Annotated in this window: 11 protein-coding genes; 4 read left to right on the plus strand and 7 right to left on the minus strand. The window is 57.7% G+C overall.

Translation table 11 applies throughout. The features are described 5' to 3' along the window. Positions 1-10 precede the first annotated feature (10 nt). From mrdA to E1J53_RS02185, 5 genes are all read right to left on the minus strand, one after another. Positions 11-1900, minus strand: coding sequence for a penicillin-binding protein 2 (mrdA, locus tag E1J53_RS02165; RefSeq protein WP_134270339.1), 1890 nt, complete (start codon positions 1898-1900; stop codon positions 11-13). Continuing rightward, a complete protein-coding gene (locus E1J53_RS02170; RefSeq protein ID WP_134270340.1) occupies positions 1901-2425 on the minus strand; it encodes a hypothetical protein in 525 nt (174 codons plus the stop codon). It abuts the gene before it with no gap. Further along, a complete protein-coding gene (mreC, locus tag E1J53_RS02175; RefSeq protein ID WP_134270341.1) occupies positions 2422-3240 on the minus strand; it encodes a rod shape-determining protein MreC in 819 nt (272 codons plus the stop codon). Before mreC ends, E1J53_RS02170 begins: the two co-directional genes overlap by 4 nt. Before the next feature lie 20 nt (positions 3241-3260). Continuing rightward, complete coding sequence (locus tag E1J53_RS02180; protein ID WP_134270342.1) at positions 3261-4298, minus strand: rod shape-determining protein; 1038 nt, start codon at positions 4296-4298, stop codon at positions 3261-3263. A 272-nt stretch (positions 4299-4570) separates the two neighbouring features. Further along, positions 4571-5929, minus strand: a complete 1359-nt coding sequence (locus E1J53_RS02185) for a pitrilysin family protein (RefSeq protein ID WP_173021332.1) — start codon at positions 5927-5929, stop codon at positions 4571-4573. Positions 5930-6193: 264 nt separating this feature from the next. Here E1J53_RS02185 and dnaN point away from each other — a divergent pair, with 264 nt between their 5' ends. Both dnaN and E1J53_RS24420 read left to right on the plus strand, forming a co-directional pair. Next, positions 6194-7312 (plus strand): DNA polymerase III subunit beta, encoded by a 1119-nt coding sequence (dnaN, locus tag E1J53_RS02190; protein ID WP_134270344.1) that lies wholly within the window; start codon positions 6194-6196, stop codon positions 7310-7312. Between the two features lie 14 nt (positions 7313-7326). Further along, complete coding sequence (locus E1J53_RS24420; RefSeq protein WP_256366158.1) at positions 7327-7461, plus strand: hypothetical protein; 135 nt, start codon at positions 7327-7329, stop codon at positions 7459-7461. A 59-nt stretch (positions 7462-7520) separates the two neighbouring features. Here E1J53_RS24420 and E1J53_RS02195 read toward each other — a convergent pair whose 3' ends face one another. Beyond that, positions 7521-10256: a pitrilysin family protein gene (locus E1J53_RS02195; RefSeq protein WP_134270345.1), complete on the minus strand. Its 2736-nt coding sequence runs from the start codon at positions 10254-10256 to the stop codon at positions 7521-7523. Positions 10257-10509: 253 nt separating this feature from the next. On the opposite strand from E1J53_RS02195, the gene E1J53_RS02200 reads away from it, so the two are divergent. Beyond that, complete coding sequence (locus tag E1J53_RS02200) at positions 10510-11997, plus strand: Na+/H+ antiporter NhaC family protein (protein ID WP_134270346.1); 1488 nt, start codon at positions 10510-10512, stop codon at positions 11995-11997. 107 nt (positions 11998-12104) lie between these two features. Further along, positions 12105-13004 carry a carboxypeptidase-like regulatory domain-containing protein gene (locus E1J53_RS02205; RefSeq protein WP_134270347.1) on the plus strand — a complete coding sequence of 300 codons (900 nt, stop codon included), beginning with the start codon at positions 12105-12107 and terminating at the stop codon, positions 13002-13004. A gap of 4 nt (positions 13005-13008) precedes the next feature. Here the strand turns inward: E1J53_RS02205 and E1J53_RS02210 are convergent, their stop codons facing one another. Further along, the gene (locus tag E1J53_RS02210) at positions 13009-14439 is read right to left on the minus strand and encodes an FAD-dependent oxidoreductase (RefSeq protein ID WP_134270348.1); all 1431 of its coding nucleotides are present in this window, start codon (positions 14437-14439) and stop codon (positions 13009-13011) included. Positions 14440-14756: the final 317 nt, after the last annotated feature.

Genomic DNA, 14756 nt, shown 5'->3' on the forward strand with positions numbered 1-14756 from the left:
GAAAAGGCTGTTATTTCGTCACGCGAATGGAGCTCTTACCCCGTTCCCGCATGTCGAGGTTTTTCATCCGGTCTTCCAGCCATTTTCGGTTCGGGGGAATACTGCCGTTGACGTATTTTTCGATCATCAGACTGGCGATTGGTGCGGCAACGGACCCTCCGTATCCTCCGTTCTCAATGTAGACGAGAATGGCAATTTTGGGGTTGTCCTTCGGAGCGAAAGCCGTAAATACGGAGTGGTCCCCGAAGCTGTTTTGTACGGTGCCCGTTTTGCCACAAATCTCTACTCCGGGGGCGTTGGCAACTCTCGCAGTTCCCTCCGTAACGGTCTTTCTCATACCCGACACCACGGTTTCAAAGTATTCGGCATCGATGGAAATGTCGTGCCGCTGAGGTTGGATTACCCGACGGATCCCTTCGTTTCCTTCCCGGGCTTCCTTCACCAGGTGCGGGGTATACCAGTAGCCCCGGTTAGCGATGGCGGCGATGAAGTTGGCAATCTGCAGGCTGGTCAACTCGTATTCACCCTGTCCGATGGCCAGGGAGCGGAGCCATATGGCCCGCCAGTATTGCTCGTCCTCGAACCGCTTGGCGAAGAATTCACTGGTAGGAATAAAGCCGGATATCTCTCCCGGAAAATCGATGCCGAGCTTATTTCCTAGCCCAAACTCTTCCAGATATCGGTTGAAAGAGTCAAATCCTTCGGTGGGGGAGAGGGACCCGAACTGGTTGATATTTTCCAGCCAGGTGGTCACGAAGTAGTTATTGCAACTTTGGGCGATGGCGTCCTCCACATTTTTACAGTAGGGGTGGCCGTGGCAGCCCAGCAGCATTCTACCCCCGCTATAAAATCCCCCCTGGCAGGCCATCCCTCGATTGGGATTGAGGGTCCCGTCCTGCATGGCAATCAGGGCCACGAGGGTCTTGAAGGGAGAACCCGGGGCATATTTTCCGTTGATGGCCCGGTTGAGCAGGGGCTGGAGGGTATCCCGGGACAACTCCGTGAAGGCTCTGCTTCGCTCCCGACCAATTTTTAAGCTGGCCGGATCGTAGGTGGGCGCGGAAATCATGGCCAGCACCTCGCCGGTAGCGGGTTCCAGGGCAATGACGGTCCCGAGTTTGTTGGCCATCAATTCTTCTCCGTATTGCTGGAGCTCCACGTCCAGGGTGGTGACCAGGTCGGCCCCTACCTCGGCACTCTGGTTGGCCCGGCCTTCGAGGACTTCCCCTACTTCCCGCCCGAGTCGGTCCCGATAGACCCAGCGTTCTCCCTTGTCGCCCCGCAATAGGGTCTCGTACTGATACTCCAGGCCGGAGATGCCGTGGTAATCGCCCTGTACGTACCTGCCTTCCCCCCGATCTATGGCCGCCTGGTTAACTTCCCCCATGTAGCCGAGGACGTGGGCGGCGTAGGGCGCCGGGTAGTCGCGGGAACTCCGCAGACTGGCGGAAAAACCCGGAAATTTGAAGAGCTTCTCCTGGAAGGTCGCAAAACGCTCCGGTGCCACGTGGTTCAGGAAAATAAAGGGTTTGCTGCGGCTGTACCGTCCGGTCCACCGGCGGGGTATGGCTTCCTCAAAATACTCGCGGCTGATGTTGAGGAGTTTGCAGAACTCCGTCGTGTCAAAGGTTTCCCGGTGGGGATAGAACTGGTTGTAGGTGAGCTCAACCTGATAGACGGGCTTGTTCAGGGTCAGGAGCTTGCCGTTCCGGTCGGTCATCAGGCCGCGGGCAGGATACAGGGTTTGCTTGCTGTAGCCTACTTTATCCGCCCGTACCCGCCAGCTCTCGCTGGCTACCTGCAGGTGGAAAGCCTTGACGAGCAGCAAGCCACACAGCAGGGCCATGATGACCTTAATGGTCAACCCACGGGGATCAGCCTTGGGGGAGGAGACACTCATCTACAGTCTTGGTCTGAGGAAAGATACTAAGATCAACGAAAGCAAATAGGAAACCGGGATGGAGAGCAGGCACTTTAGCAGAATATCCTGCCAAAAAACGGGCGAAAAGGCTTCTACGGAAAAGTAGAAGACACAGTAAAACACCGTGACGTAGGCCAGGTAGCGAACCCACCAGGCCTGTCCGAGATCCCGGCCTTCCGGGGTAGATTTTGTTTTGTAGCCATCCTTGGGTTCCAGGAACTTAAGTGGAAATTGTCGGAAGTAGCCGGTGGCCGTTGCGGCAGAGGCGTGCAACCCCAGGGTGCCGTAAGCGATATCAACGGACAAACCGGCCAGGAACGCCAGGGCCACCACTCCGGGCCTCGGGGTTCTCAGGGGTAGGGCCGCAATGAACAGCGGGTACAACCATATGAACAGATACTCCTTGCCACTCCAACCGAGGCTTACCTGCCGGAAAACAAAAACCTGCAGGAAAAAGAGCAGCACGAAGCGCCCAACGTTGGCTCCCAGACTATTCCCCCTCATTCGGTTGTATTTAGGTTTTCCAGTTCCTCCTTGAACAGGTCCTGCACGACGTAGGCGAGGTCCTGCCGCAGGGGGTCATTGATCAGCCGCACGCGGAGGAGCTGATTACCCGTACCGGGCTGCACCTCGATTTCACTAATGGTTCCAATGGCGATGCCGGTGGGGAATACGTTCGAGTAGCCGGTCGTATATACCGTATCCTGCGGGTTGACCGTGATGTATTCGGGAATGTCCGATAAACTCATGTAGCGGGCGTCCTGCCCGTCCCAGCGCAGGGTGCCAAAGGCCTTGTTTTTGAGGCCCGCACTGATCCTGGTGTCCAGGTGCAGGATGGAAATTGCCCGGGCGTAGCGGGAGGTCGTCACGTCGATGATGCCCAGCAATCCGGATTCCCCCACGACTCCCTGGCCCGGGATAACCCCGAGCTGTTCCCCCCGGTCCAGCACGAACGTATTGTTGGGGTTGTAGGGGGTGCGGTTGACCACCCGGGTGGCCAGATAGGTAAACCGCTGCAGGCGAGCTTCGTCTTCGATGCTGTCCTGATCGACGGTAGTATCGTAGTAAGACTCCGGAAGCTTGGCCCGGAGCTGGGCGTTCTCCCGCAGCAGGATCTCGTTCTCTTCGTCGAGGTCAAGGTAATTATCAATGACGTCCTTACCACTCCGGAACCAACCACCGTAAAGCGACCAGGTTTCCGAGGCGATCTCGCTCTGGGTGCTGTTGTAGTTGATAATCAGCCAGAAGCAGACAATCTGTAACCCGAAGAAGGTGAAAAAGCTGCCGTTTGCGAGGAAGATTCTGAGTATGCGTTCCATCCGGCGGGCGGTTGATCAGACTAGCTGACGCTGCTTGCGGGAATCAGGATGGCCTTGAATCTGTCCGTGTCGGAGAGGGCTTTGCTCGTTCCCCGGACGACCGCCGTCAGCGGATCCTCCGCTACGTGCACCGGAAGTTGGGTCTTCTTGCTGAGGCGCTTGTCCAGCCCCCGCAGCATGGCTCCCCCGCCGGTCAGGTAAAGTCCCGTGGAATAAATATCACTGGCCAGTTCGGGTGGCGTGGTTTCCAGGGCCCGGATGACGGCCTCCTCAATGGAGACAATGCTTTCGTCCAGTGCCTCGGCAATTTCCTGGTAAGTAACCGTGATCTGCCGGGGAATACCGTTGAGGAGATCCCGGCCGTTAACGGCGTACTCGGGGGGAGGGTTATCCAGTTCCGTCAGGGCCGAACCCACGTTGATTTTAATCTGCTCCGCCGTCCGCTCGCCGATCAGGATGTTGTGCTGGCGCCGCATGTGCTGCACGATGTTGTCCGTGAATTCGTCACCGGCCACCCGGATACTCTGGTCACAAACGATACCGGACAGGGCAATCACCGCAATTTCCGTCGTTCCGCCCCCAATGTCTACGATCATGTTGCCCACGGGCTCCTCGACGTCAAGTCCGATACCCAGGGCGGCAGCCATGGGCTCGTGAATCAGGTAGGTTTCCTTGGAATCCACCCGGGCCGCACTTTCAAAAACGGCGCGTTTCTCGACCTCGGTGATCCCCGAAGGAATGCAAATGACCATTTTCAGGTGGGTGAAGAAGGGCCGTTTACTGCCGATCATTTCGATCATGCCCTTGATCATGTGCTCGGCCGCGCGGAAGTCGGCAATCACGCCGTCCTTCAGGGGGCGCACGGTATTGATGTTGTCGTGGGTTTTTTCGTGCATCTGCATGGCACGACGTCCCACGGCAATCGTCTCTTCCGTTTTACGGTCAATGGCGACAATAGAAGGCTCATCCACCACCACTTGATCGTTCTGGATGATGAGCGTATTAGCCGTGCCCAAATCGATGGCCAGCTCTTGTTTAAATAGGTTGAAAAACCTCATCTAGTTGCTTAATATATCGTTCCCTGGGGATAGTCCGGCAAAAGTCGGAAAAAAGGCTGGCAAAACGATGTTTTCGGGGGGGATATTCCCAAGAATGTGCCCCTTTTCTTCGTCGCCGGCTAATTTATCTTAAAAATGCCCTCCGGGGAAGTTTTTTATTAGTGGAAAACCCAAATTATGGCGCGGTCGCAGGTGCCTGAGACCCTGGTGCGGCAATGGATATTCGCATTAACGCTATCCGGCAATTTTTATGATCCGACCGGTACCGTTTTTCAGCGGTTGAGGGGCAGGGTAGGGTCCGTTACGGGAGTGGCTTCCGGCAGGCGGTCCGCTCCCCCCACAATGACCTCCTTGTCCTCCTCCGGCCGCAAATGCTTCTGGGCAACCGTCAGGAGCTCCTGGGGGGAAATGTCCCGGATGGTTTCGTGCAGCCTCCGTAAAAAGGATACGGGCTCGTAGTCCTTGATGATGGCGGAACGGTAACGCCACCCGTGGCCAAAGGGCCCGTCAAGTTCCATGGCGATGCTGCCACCCAGGTAGGCGCGTACCATGTCCAGTTCGGCGGCGGGGACCGGCGTTTGGCGAAGCTTATCGATTTCCACCAGAATTTCCTGCCGGACCTCCTGGAGGTTGTCGTTGGCTACGTCCGCCGAAATCTCCATACTGCCGTCAAAGCGGTAGGTATCCAGTTCGGAATCGATCCCGTAGGTAAAGCCCTTTTCCTCCCGGATGTTGCGCATCAGGCGGCTGCCGAAGTAGCCCCCGAGTACGGTGTCCAGGACGACCAGCGCCGGGTAATCCGGGTCTTTGATGTGAATGCCGGCCCGACCACGGCGAATCATCGTCTGTTGCGCCCGCGGGCGCAACAACTGCAGGCAGGCCGCCCCGGAAGGAGTGGGCGGGAGTACGGGAGGGGCCACTGCCGGACCGGGAGGGAGTTGGCCGAAAGTGGCGTCCAGCAGCCGTTCGGTGCTTGCATCAATTTGCCCGATGACCAGCAAGGTCCCGTTGGCGGCGTGAAAGTGCCCGTGATAGAACGCTTTGATGTCGTCCAGCCGGAGGCGGTCGTAATCCGGAAAGAAACCGTTGTATCCGTAGGGGTGGTCACTGCCGTAGGTGGCCTCGGTGATCAACCGGTAGGCCAGGGTGTCGTTGTCGGTCAGGTTCTCCCGCAGCTGTTGCCGGCGCTGCCGCATGAAGCGGCGGAAGGCCGTTTGGGCGAAGGCGGGTTCTGCGATTACTTCGGCCATCACCGGTAGTACGGTCTCGGCGTGCTTGTTCAGGGTGGACACGCTCAGATTACCCGTGTCGGTCACGTTGGGGGTTTCCAGGCTGGTCCCGTACTGTTCGAAAAAGTGCTCTAACTGGGAAGCCGTTCGCTTCCGGGTGCCCTCAACCACCAGGTCGGTGGCCGCTCCCGCCACCAGCCGCTGATTTTCGTAGGGACGGCCACCCTGACAGAGGAACTCTACGCGAAGGATGGGGGCCTCCGCCCCCCCGATGGCGACTACCGGCAACCCGTTGCTGAGCCGGAACCGATGGGCGGGACCCAGCGCCGGAATGACCGGCGTACGCACGGGCGGAGCCGTACGTAGGGAGGTGTTCATCAATTTGGGGGAAGGCTTGCGCAAGGAGTAGTGGATTATTGCCCGGTCGTATCGTGCAAAGATAGTTTGCGTGGGAGTGACGGGCATGGGTGAACGAATTTTGGGCGACCGTAGTTTTAATGCACCCCCTCCCACGCGGCATGATCAGCAAATTTTACCCAAAAAGAAGGGTATGGGAAGGCCGAAATTGTGGCCCGATCTCGGAATCCACACCCTGGTGGAAAAAATCATGCCGAGACATTGTTCTACATACTGGTGTGCTACCGGACTAATCCGTAAGTTTGCCCTATGAAGTTTAGTGTTTCCTCCTCCGATCTGCAAAAGAAACTGACCCTGGCCGGTGGTGCCATCAGTTCCAATCCCGTCCTCCCCATTCTCGAGGATTTTCTCTTTACGGTTAGCGGCAATCAATTGACCATTGCCGCCACCGATCTGGAGACGAGTGTAATCACCACCATTGAGGTAAATGCAGACGGCGACGGCTCCGTGGCCGTACCGGCGAAAATTCTGATCGATACGCTGAAGGCACTGCCCCAGCAACCCGTCACTTTCGTCATCAACGAAGACAACTTCGGCATTGAAATTACCTCCGCCTACGGTAAGTATAAACTGGCCGGAGAAAACGGAGACGACTACCCAGATATCCCCGTACCCAACGAGGCCGATGAAATCAGTGTTTCTGCGCTGAACTTGCTCGAAGGCATTAACAAGACACTTTTCGCCACGTCGACCGATGAACTGCGTCCGGCCATGACGGGCGTCTACTTCCAGGTGGATTTTTCCAAGCTCATCATGGTCGCTACCGACGCCCACAAGCTGGTCAAGTACACCCTGAGCGATATTTCCGGCGAAGTGACGAGCAACTTCATCGTGCCCAAAAAAGCGCTAAACCTCCTCAAGAGTGCGCTTCCCAGCACGGACGAACAGGTATCGGTCTCCTTCGACAAGGCCAATGCTTTCTTCACTTTTGGCGATACGAACATGGCCTGCCGCCTGATTGACGCCCGTTACCCGGACTACAATGCCGTCATCCCGGTAGACAACCCGAACGTACTGTTGATCAACCGGGCTGATTTCCAGAACAGCCTGAAGCGGATCGTTATCTACGCCAACAAGACCACCAACCAGGTTATCCTGACCATCGCCGACGGTTCCCTTACCGTTTCGGCCCAGGATCTTGACTTCAGCAATGAGGCCACCGAACAGTTGGCCTGCTCTTACAACGGAGACCCGCTGACGATTGGCTTCAACGCCAAGTTCCTCGTGGAAATGCTGGGCGTACTGGAAGGCGAGGAAGTCAAACTCGAAATGAGCACCGCTACCCGCGCCGGTATCTTGCTGCCCACGGAACAAGCCGGCGGCCAGGAAATCATGATGCTCGTCATGCCCGTCATGCTGAGTAACTAAGGCCCCCACGATTGATGGATAAGCAACCCGAGATCGACCCCAAACGGCTGTACTACTGGCTCAAAATCCTCATTCTTGCGGTCGGTGGCCTTTACCTGGCCGGGAAAGCCCTCGGAGAGTTTGCCTACTATATGGGGTGGGAACTCTAAAAAAAATGAGGCCCGGATCATCGATCCGGGCCTCATGCTTTAGCGATAAGTCGGTTCCCTTACGGGCGCTTGGCTTCTACTCGCTTAAAGTCTCCGGCACGAATCATGACCATTTTGTCCGCATCAATGTATTTCTTGATGGCGGCGTTGATCTTTTCGGGCGTGAGGTCCATCATCTTTTGCTCCAGACGCTTGGACCACTGCATCGTATGGTCGAGGAAAAGATTATTGCTCAGGGTACCGGCCATGGACCGATCCTGCGAACGGTTCAGCTGCTGGCTCTGGCGCCAACCGCTTTTCGCGGCTTCAATTTCCTCCGCCGTAAAGCCTTCCGTCCGGACCTTTTCGATTTCTTCCTTAAAGGCCTTCTCCAGGGCCTCCCGGTTTTCGGGATTGTAGATCGCGTAGGCCATAAAGCTGGCGTTGCGGTCAATTGACCCGGCGTTGAATACACTGCCGACACCGTAGCTTAATCCTTCTTCCTGCCGGATTCGGGTAGCCAGGCGGCTATTCAAAAATCCGCCACCCAGCATGTAGTTACCCATGACGAGGGCCGCGTAGTCCGGGTGATCCTTGCTGAGGGGGAAGGTCTGGGTGGCCACGAACCAGGCGTTGGCCTTGTCCGGCGTTTCTACCTTCACCATGTCGGGCTTCACGGCGCGGTAAGGCCGGTTGATCCGTTTGTACTCTTTCGGACTCTTCCACTTGCCGAAGTTTCGGTCGAGGGCGGCAATGACGGCCTCCGTATCCATGTCCCCACTGGCTCCGAAGGTAATGTTGGAGCCCCCGTAAAAATCTTCGTAAAAAGCACGGACGTCGTCAATGGTCGTGCTCTTCAAAAGCTCCACGTCTTCGTCAAAGTTGGTGGGGTAGTAGGGGTGATCTTCGGGGAAGTCGTTGGTCCGCTTTTGCATCTCGGTAAAGACGATGGCCTGCGGATCACTCCGGGATTCCTCAATGGAAGCCAGTTCCTCCTTGACCATTTTGTTGAATTCTTCCTCGGGGAAGGTGGGGGTCTTGAGGATTTCACCCACGAAGTCAATCACCGCGGCCAGGTTCTTATTTTCCGTTTCGATGGAAACGTACGCATTGTTTACGCTCCCTCCCACGAATACGCGCGCCTTCAGCTCATCCAGTTTGTCCTGGATTTCCTGGCGGGTATAGTTTTCGGAGCCCATCATCAGCATTCTGCCGGCCATCTCTCCGGCCTTGGCGCGACCCTTCAGGGCCTCAAGATTGCCGAAGCGAACGGACATCTGAGCGTTTACGCTGTTGCCCCGGGTTTCTTTGGCCAGCAGACTGTATTCCACCTTCGTCTTACCCACGGTTCCGGATACGGTACGGGCGTCAATGTTGTCGTAATCGGGGTCAAATTCCTCCCCGGCATCAATGTCTTCGCGGCCCTGGTAACCGTCCGTCAGAGCAGAAAGATTGTTCACCTCGGGAATCTCGGCCCGGTCGGGGGCTTCGGTGGGGAAGAAACGGCCTACCGTGCGGTTGGCGGGTTTGAAGTATTCCTGGGCCACGCGCAGTACGTCCTCCGCCGTAACCTGCTCCACGCGGTCCCGGTAGATGAAACCCAGTCGCCAGTCGCCCTGGGCGATGTAGCTGCTCATGGTGAGACCGACGCGGTTGGCGTCGCGCTGACCGAGTTCAAAATTCTTGAGGATCCGCTCTTTGGCCCGATTGACCTCCTCTTCGGTGGGGGCTTCTTCCCGGACTTTCTCAAGGGTAGCCTTAAAGGCTTCCTCCACCGAAGCAAGGTCATTTTCCTTCAGTACGTTGACGTTGAACATGGCGAAGCTGGGTTCGGCCAGGGCCGGAGCAAAGCCCCAAACCAGGCTGGCGTCACCGTCTTCCACCAGGGTGGTGTAGAGGCGGCCGCTGGGCTGGCTGGTCAGGATGTTCATCAGTACGCTGATGGCCGCGTAGTCGGCGTGCGGACCGGCGGGAATGTGGTAGGCGGCCTGCATGACCTGTACGTCGCCCACGCGGCGCAGCTCCACGAAGCGTTCCCCGTCCTGGACGGGTTCGCGGGTGTAGGTCGGGTAGAGCTTACGCTCCGGACGGGGGATTTTGCCAAATTTCTCCTTGATCAGATTAAGGGTCTTCTCCTCCTCAATTTTTCCGGCTACCACCAGCACGGCATTGTCCGGCTGGTAGTATTTCCGGTAAAAACCCTGCAGGCGTTCGATGGGTACGTTTTCCAGGTCGGCCTTGGAGCCGATGGTGGACTTTCCGTAATTATGCCACAGGTAGGCGGTGCTGAGCACCCGCTCCATCAGGACGCCGCCGGGGTCGTTTTCTCCGCTCTCAAACTCATTGCGGACCACGGTCATCTCGCTGTCCAGGTCTTCCTTGGCGATGAAGGAATTTACCATCCGGTCGGCCTCCATGTCTAGGGCCCAGTCCAGGTTCTCGTCGCTGGCGGCAAAGGTTTCGAAGTAGTTCGTCCGGTCGTACCAGGTGGTACCGTTGGGTCGGGCACCGTGCTCGGTAAGCTCCTGGGGAATGTCGGGGTGATCGGGAGTACCCTTGAACACGAGGTGTTCCAGCAGGTGCGCCATGCCCGTTTCTCCGTACGCTTCGTGGCGGGAGCCCACCTTGTAGGTGACGTTTACGGTGATGGTGGGAACGGATTGATCCGGGAACAGCAGGACCTGCAGCCCGTTATCTAATTGGTATTCGGTGATGCCTTCAACGGTGGTGATCTTTTTGATGGACGGCGCTGCGTCCTGGGCAAAAAGGAATCCCCCGCAAAAAAGTAATAGGGTGGCGAGTATATTTATTCGCATGAAATAATGGATTAGGGTTAACTAAAACAAAGCTTTAAGGTCGTAAACGATCCGACCAGTGGTCAGGGTATTTCGATCAACGGCCGTAACAATCGACTAACGGCCGAATTATTGGCCGGATACGTCAGCTGGCTTGCAATAACGGAAGCACTGCCGCCAGCGGGTAGCCTTGCGCGTCTGCCCTTCGCTACACCATGAACTACGATCGATTAGCTCTTTTTTGGCTAGCTTACGCACCAAGTAAAGCACATCCATGGCGGAACAACTCGGCTTCCTCACCCTGATCCCTCCCGTAGTGGCCATCTTACTGGCCATCCTCACCCGGCAGGTATTTATTTCTTTACTCACCGGCATTTTTCTGGGCTACGTCATTCTGGCCGGAGGTAACCTTTGGCTTGGGTTCCTCGATACCCTGCAGGGCATGGTGGACGTGTTTGCGGATGCCGGCAACACCCGCACCATCATGTTCTGTGCCCTGGTGGGGGCGCTGATCGTGTTTATGCAGGCTTCGGGGGGCGTGGCGGGCTTCATCGCCGCCGTGGAGCGTAGGCTCCAGCACTACGAGAACCAGCGGGATGGTCGGGGCCGGATCGTCGTGCAGTTACTGGCCTGGCTGACGGGAGCCCTGGTTTTTGTGGAGTCCAGCATTAGCGTGCTGACGGTCGGTACCCTGTACCGGCCCATATTCGATAAGCTGGGACTGAGCCGCGAAAAGCTGGCCTACATCGCCGATTCCAGTTCGGCACCTTCGTCCATCCTCATCCCCTTCAATGGCTGGGGCGCCTTCATCATGACCCTGCTGGCCGCCGAGGGATTTGCCAATCCATTTGGCACCATGATCCAGGCCCTTGGATATAATTTTTACGCCATCCTGGCGCTGCTGCTGGTGCCCGTCATCATCCTTTCGGGCCGCGACTTCGGACCCATGAAGAAGGCGCAGGAACGTGCCGCCTCCGGACGGGTGTTGAGTAAAGGTGCCACACCGGTGGTGGATACGGAACTGACGGATATTGCCCCCAAGGAAGGGGTGCGTCCGCGATCCCGGAACATGATTATCCCGATCATCGTGATGGTGTTTTTCATGCCCGTAATGCTGGCCTATACCGGCTGGGCGGATGCCCGGGAGCTGTTGGGAGAGGGCGCGAACGCAGGTGCCATGCTGTTCCAGTCCATCGGCAGTGGAAGTGGGTCCACGGCCGTACTGACCGCCGTAACCCTGTCGATACTCGTATCCATCATCGTCTATAAGGCCCAGGGCATTTTTGGCATCCGCGAATCCGTGGACCTGGTGCTGAAGGGAATTGCCGGACTGATCCCGCTGGCCCTGCTGATGTTGCTGGCCTTTGCCATTGGCGCCCTGTGCCGGAAACTGGAGACGGGAATTTACGTCTCCGAGGTCGCGCAGCAATTCATCACGCCGGGCCTGGTCCCCTTTCTGGTTTTTCTGGTCACCTGCTTCATCGCCTTCAGCACCGGAACGAGTTGGGGAACCTTCGCGATTATGGTGCCGATTGCCGTGCCGATGGCCACCGAAATGGACGCGAACGTACTGATGGCCGTGGCCGCCGTGCTGGGCGGAGGGGTGTTCGGCGATCACTGCTCCCCGATTTCCGACACCACGATCCTGTCCAGTATGGCTTCGGCGACGGACCACGTGGACCACGTCAAGACCCAGTTGCCCTACGCCGGTATCGCCGGTGGAGCGGCGGCCCTGATTTACCTGTTGCTCGGCTTGCTCTGAGGGTAAGGCCGGGCACCTGCGGTGACGCCCAAATGCCCCTTCCCGTCGGGTAAAACACTAAACCAGGCGGCTGATTTTTGGTTTTTGGGATTAACTAAACGCCCGCCATGAAACCCATCAGCCTCCTCCTTTTTTGCTGCTTTGCCCTATCGTCTTCCCTGTTTTCCCAGACCAGATCGGCGGTAGTCATTGATGCTGAAGACGGCACGCCGATCACCTTTGCGGCCGTGGCCATCAAGGGGCGGCTGGAGGGTCAGTACACGGATATGCTGGGGCGTTTCAAGTTTTACGACGTGGCGCAGGTGGAAGAACTTCTTTTTTCCGCCCTGGGCTACGAAGACCGAAAAATCAGGGCCGGTGATTTGCCGGATACCGTGAAACTGACGCCTTCCAGCCTGGAGTTGCCGACCATCGAACTGCAACGCTCCGGGAGAATGACCCGCCGGGCGTCCGGTAGCCTCAACGCCCCCGGCACCTGGGGTTTTTCCGCCCCCAAGGGCTTCACGATCGTCCGCTACCTGCCGGGAAATCGACGGCCAGGATGGTTGCGGTCGGTAATGGCCAAATTGAACAACAACCAGGCCTGCGGCGGCCTGTTCCGCCTCCGGCTGTTCAGCGTGGTGGAAAAGGAGAAAGAACGGGCCCCGGGCGGGAGTTTGCTACAACGGACCATTGAGGTGTACGTTCCCGCCGGACAAAAAATGCTGGAGGTTAACCTACGGGAGGAAGACATTTTCCTGCCGCGGTCGGGGGCCTTCATCGGGCTGGAATTTCTGCAGCCCGACGCCTCCTGCCCGACGGACGAGCAGGACATCCAAAAAAGCCCCAATCTGGCCCTCGGCGTAGAGGGGAACCGGACTACGACCTACCTACGCTACCCCGGAGATGAATGGGGCTACTGGCACAGTTATTTTGACGAGGAGGAATGGGAAGCCTATTTCCCGCGGGGAGTGAAGACCCTTCACCTGCAAATTCGCGCCGAGCTGGGGTATTTCCGACAACCTTGATGGATTACCGGTTCTTCAGCCGGTAGAACCAACGGAGGATGCTGGTCACCCGATCCGAGAGGAGGAATTCGGAGGTGCGGTCCCGGGCGGGCTTTTGGTTAATGCGGCTGCCCACGGGATAGGCGTAAATCTTGTTGGTCAGCGTACTGTACTTTTTGCCGAGGAGTTGGAGCAGTTGTAACTCCTGGATCATTTCCCCGGCACCGGGGGCGGCCATGGCGCCGCCAAGGATTTTTCCTCCTCCCCAGAAACCTTTGGACAGGCAGAGCATCAGGTGCCCTTCCCGGTAATCGGCCGCTACGGCCCGGTCGTCGTGGTCAAAGGATTGCTGCACGAGGTCGAAGTCAATACCAGCTTCCCGCAGCTGTCGGGGTGTCTGACCGAATACCGCAATTTCGGGGTCGGTAAAGGTGACCCAACTGAAGGCCTCCAGGCGATGCTTTTTGCGCAGGGGACTCAGGAAATTATTCCACAGGTCGGTGTTGTGCTTTTCCGCTCCGTGGCTGAACATTTCCCGGCCGTAGGCATCTCCCACGGTGTATACGTGTGGGTTGGTAGTCCGGTAGTAGTCGTCGGTGACGATTTTTCCGTCCCGGACTTCAATGCCCGCAGCGGCCAGGCCGATCCCCTCCGTGCGTACTTCCCGGCCGATGGCGGCCAGTAGGTGCGTAAAGGTTATGGTTTGTCCATCGTTCAGGGTGGCGGAATGGGGCCCATCAAATTTGGTGATGGTGGTTTCGAAGCGGAGGTCGACGCCTTCCTGACGCAGTCGGTTGGCGAGGATGTTGCCCATGACGGCCGGGTCCTTTTCCAGCAACTGCTTGGCCCGGACGAGCAGCGTAACCTTACTGCCCAGGCGAACGAAAGCCTGGGCCATTTCGCAGCTGATGGGGCCGCCCCCGACGATCAGGAGGTGTTCGGGGAGGGTGTCCAGTTCCCAGAACAGGCTTTCGTTGTCCCATTGCCGGACGTCATCCGCTCCGGGAACCTCGAGGTGGCGGGGGACGGAGCCGGTGGCCAGGACAATCCGCCGCGCCGTCAATTTCCGGTCGTTGACGGTCACCTCCCGTGCCGCTGAAAATTTGGCCTCGCCGATGATGGACTCCAGACCATACTCTTTTTCGAGGTACTCGGGTGTTTCGTGGGCCCGGATGATGTCCTGCTGCTCGTGGACGTAGCGCATGACGGCCGGGAAGTCGGCCTGGCCCGAGGTTTTCAGTCCGAAGCGTTCGGCTTGCTTTCCGCCGGCGAAGAGGGAGGCTACGTGGAGCAGCGCTTTGCTCGGGACGCAACCGTAGTTGAGGCAGTCCCCTCCAAAATTTTTGGCGGAGCGATCGATGAGGGCCACCTTCAGCCCGATGGCGGCCCCGAAGCCGGCGGCCCCGAGGCCGCCCGACCCGGCACCGATCACGATGAGGTCATGGGTATATTTCATACCTATGCATAAGGTCTGGAGTGGGGTTTATGTTTGGTGATGGCGGAATGACCGGCTTGTTGGGAGCGCTTTTCGGGGGAGTGGTGGTTCAGGTCTGGTCTGTAGGCTGGTTGGTTGTCAGGCTGAACGCCCGGCTTGCGGAGCAAGCCTTTTCCGGTGTGGTGGTGGATTAGGTCTGCTCCGCAGGCCGGTCGGTTGAGAACGAAAAATGACCCTTGATATGAAGCAGTTCTCTCCCGCTAACGCCCGGCTTGCGGAGCAAGCCTTTTCCGGTGTGGTGGTGGATTAGGTCTGCTCCGCAGGCCGGTCGTCGATCA

Source organism: Lewinella sp. W8 (assembly GCF_004375085.3).
In the GTDB taxonomy this organism is placed as follows: domain Bacteria; phylum Bacteroidota; class Bacteroidia; order Chitinophagales; family Saprospiraceae; genus Neolewinella.

What these genes read in the sequence shown, in the direction of transcription:
- mrdA (WP_134270339.1), bottom strand. Translation starts at nt 1,900, where the DNA reads ATGAGTGTCTCCTCCCCCAAGGCTGATCCCCGTGGGTTGACCATTAAG.
- E1J53_RS02170 (WP_134270340.1), bottom strand. Translation starts at nt 2,425, where the DNA reads ATGAGGGGGAATAGTCTGGGAGCCAACGTTGGGCGCTTCGTGCTGCTC.
- mreC (WP_134270341.1), bottom strand. Translation starts at nt 3,240, where the DNA reads ATGGAACGCATACTCAGAATCTTCCTCGCAAACGGCAGCTTTTTCACC.
- E1J53_RS02180 (WP_134270342.1), bottom strand. Translation starts at nt 4,298, where the DNA reads ATGAGGTTTTTCAACCTATTTAAACAAGAGCTGGCCATCGATTTGGGC.
- dnaN (WP_134270344.1), top strand. Translation starts at nt 6,194, where the DNA reads ATGAAGTTTAGTGTTTCCTCCTCCGATCTGCAAAAGAAACTGACCCTG.
- E1J53_RS24420 (WP_256366158.1), top strand. Translation starts at nt 7,327, where the DNA reads ATGGATAAGCAACCCGAGATCGACCCCAAACGGCTGTACTACTGGCTC.
- E1J53_RS02195 (WP_134270345.1), bottom strand. Translation starts at nt 10,256, where the DNA reads ATGCGAATAAATATACTCGCCACCCTATTACTTTTTTGCGGGGGATTC.
- E1J53_RS02200 (WP_134270346.1), top strand. Translation starts at nt 10,510, where the DNA reads ATGGCGGAACAACTCGGCTTCCTCACCCTGATCCCTCCCGTAGTGGCC.
- E1J53_RS02205 (WP_134270347.1), top strand. Translation starts at nt 12,105, where the DNA reads ATGAAACCCATCAGCCTCCTCCTTTTTTGCTGCTTTGCCCTATCGTCT.
- E1J53_RS02210 (WP_134270348.1), bottom strand. Translation starts at nt 14,439, where the DNA reads ATGAAATATACCCATGACCTCATCGTGATCGGTGCCGGGTCGGGCGGC.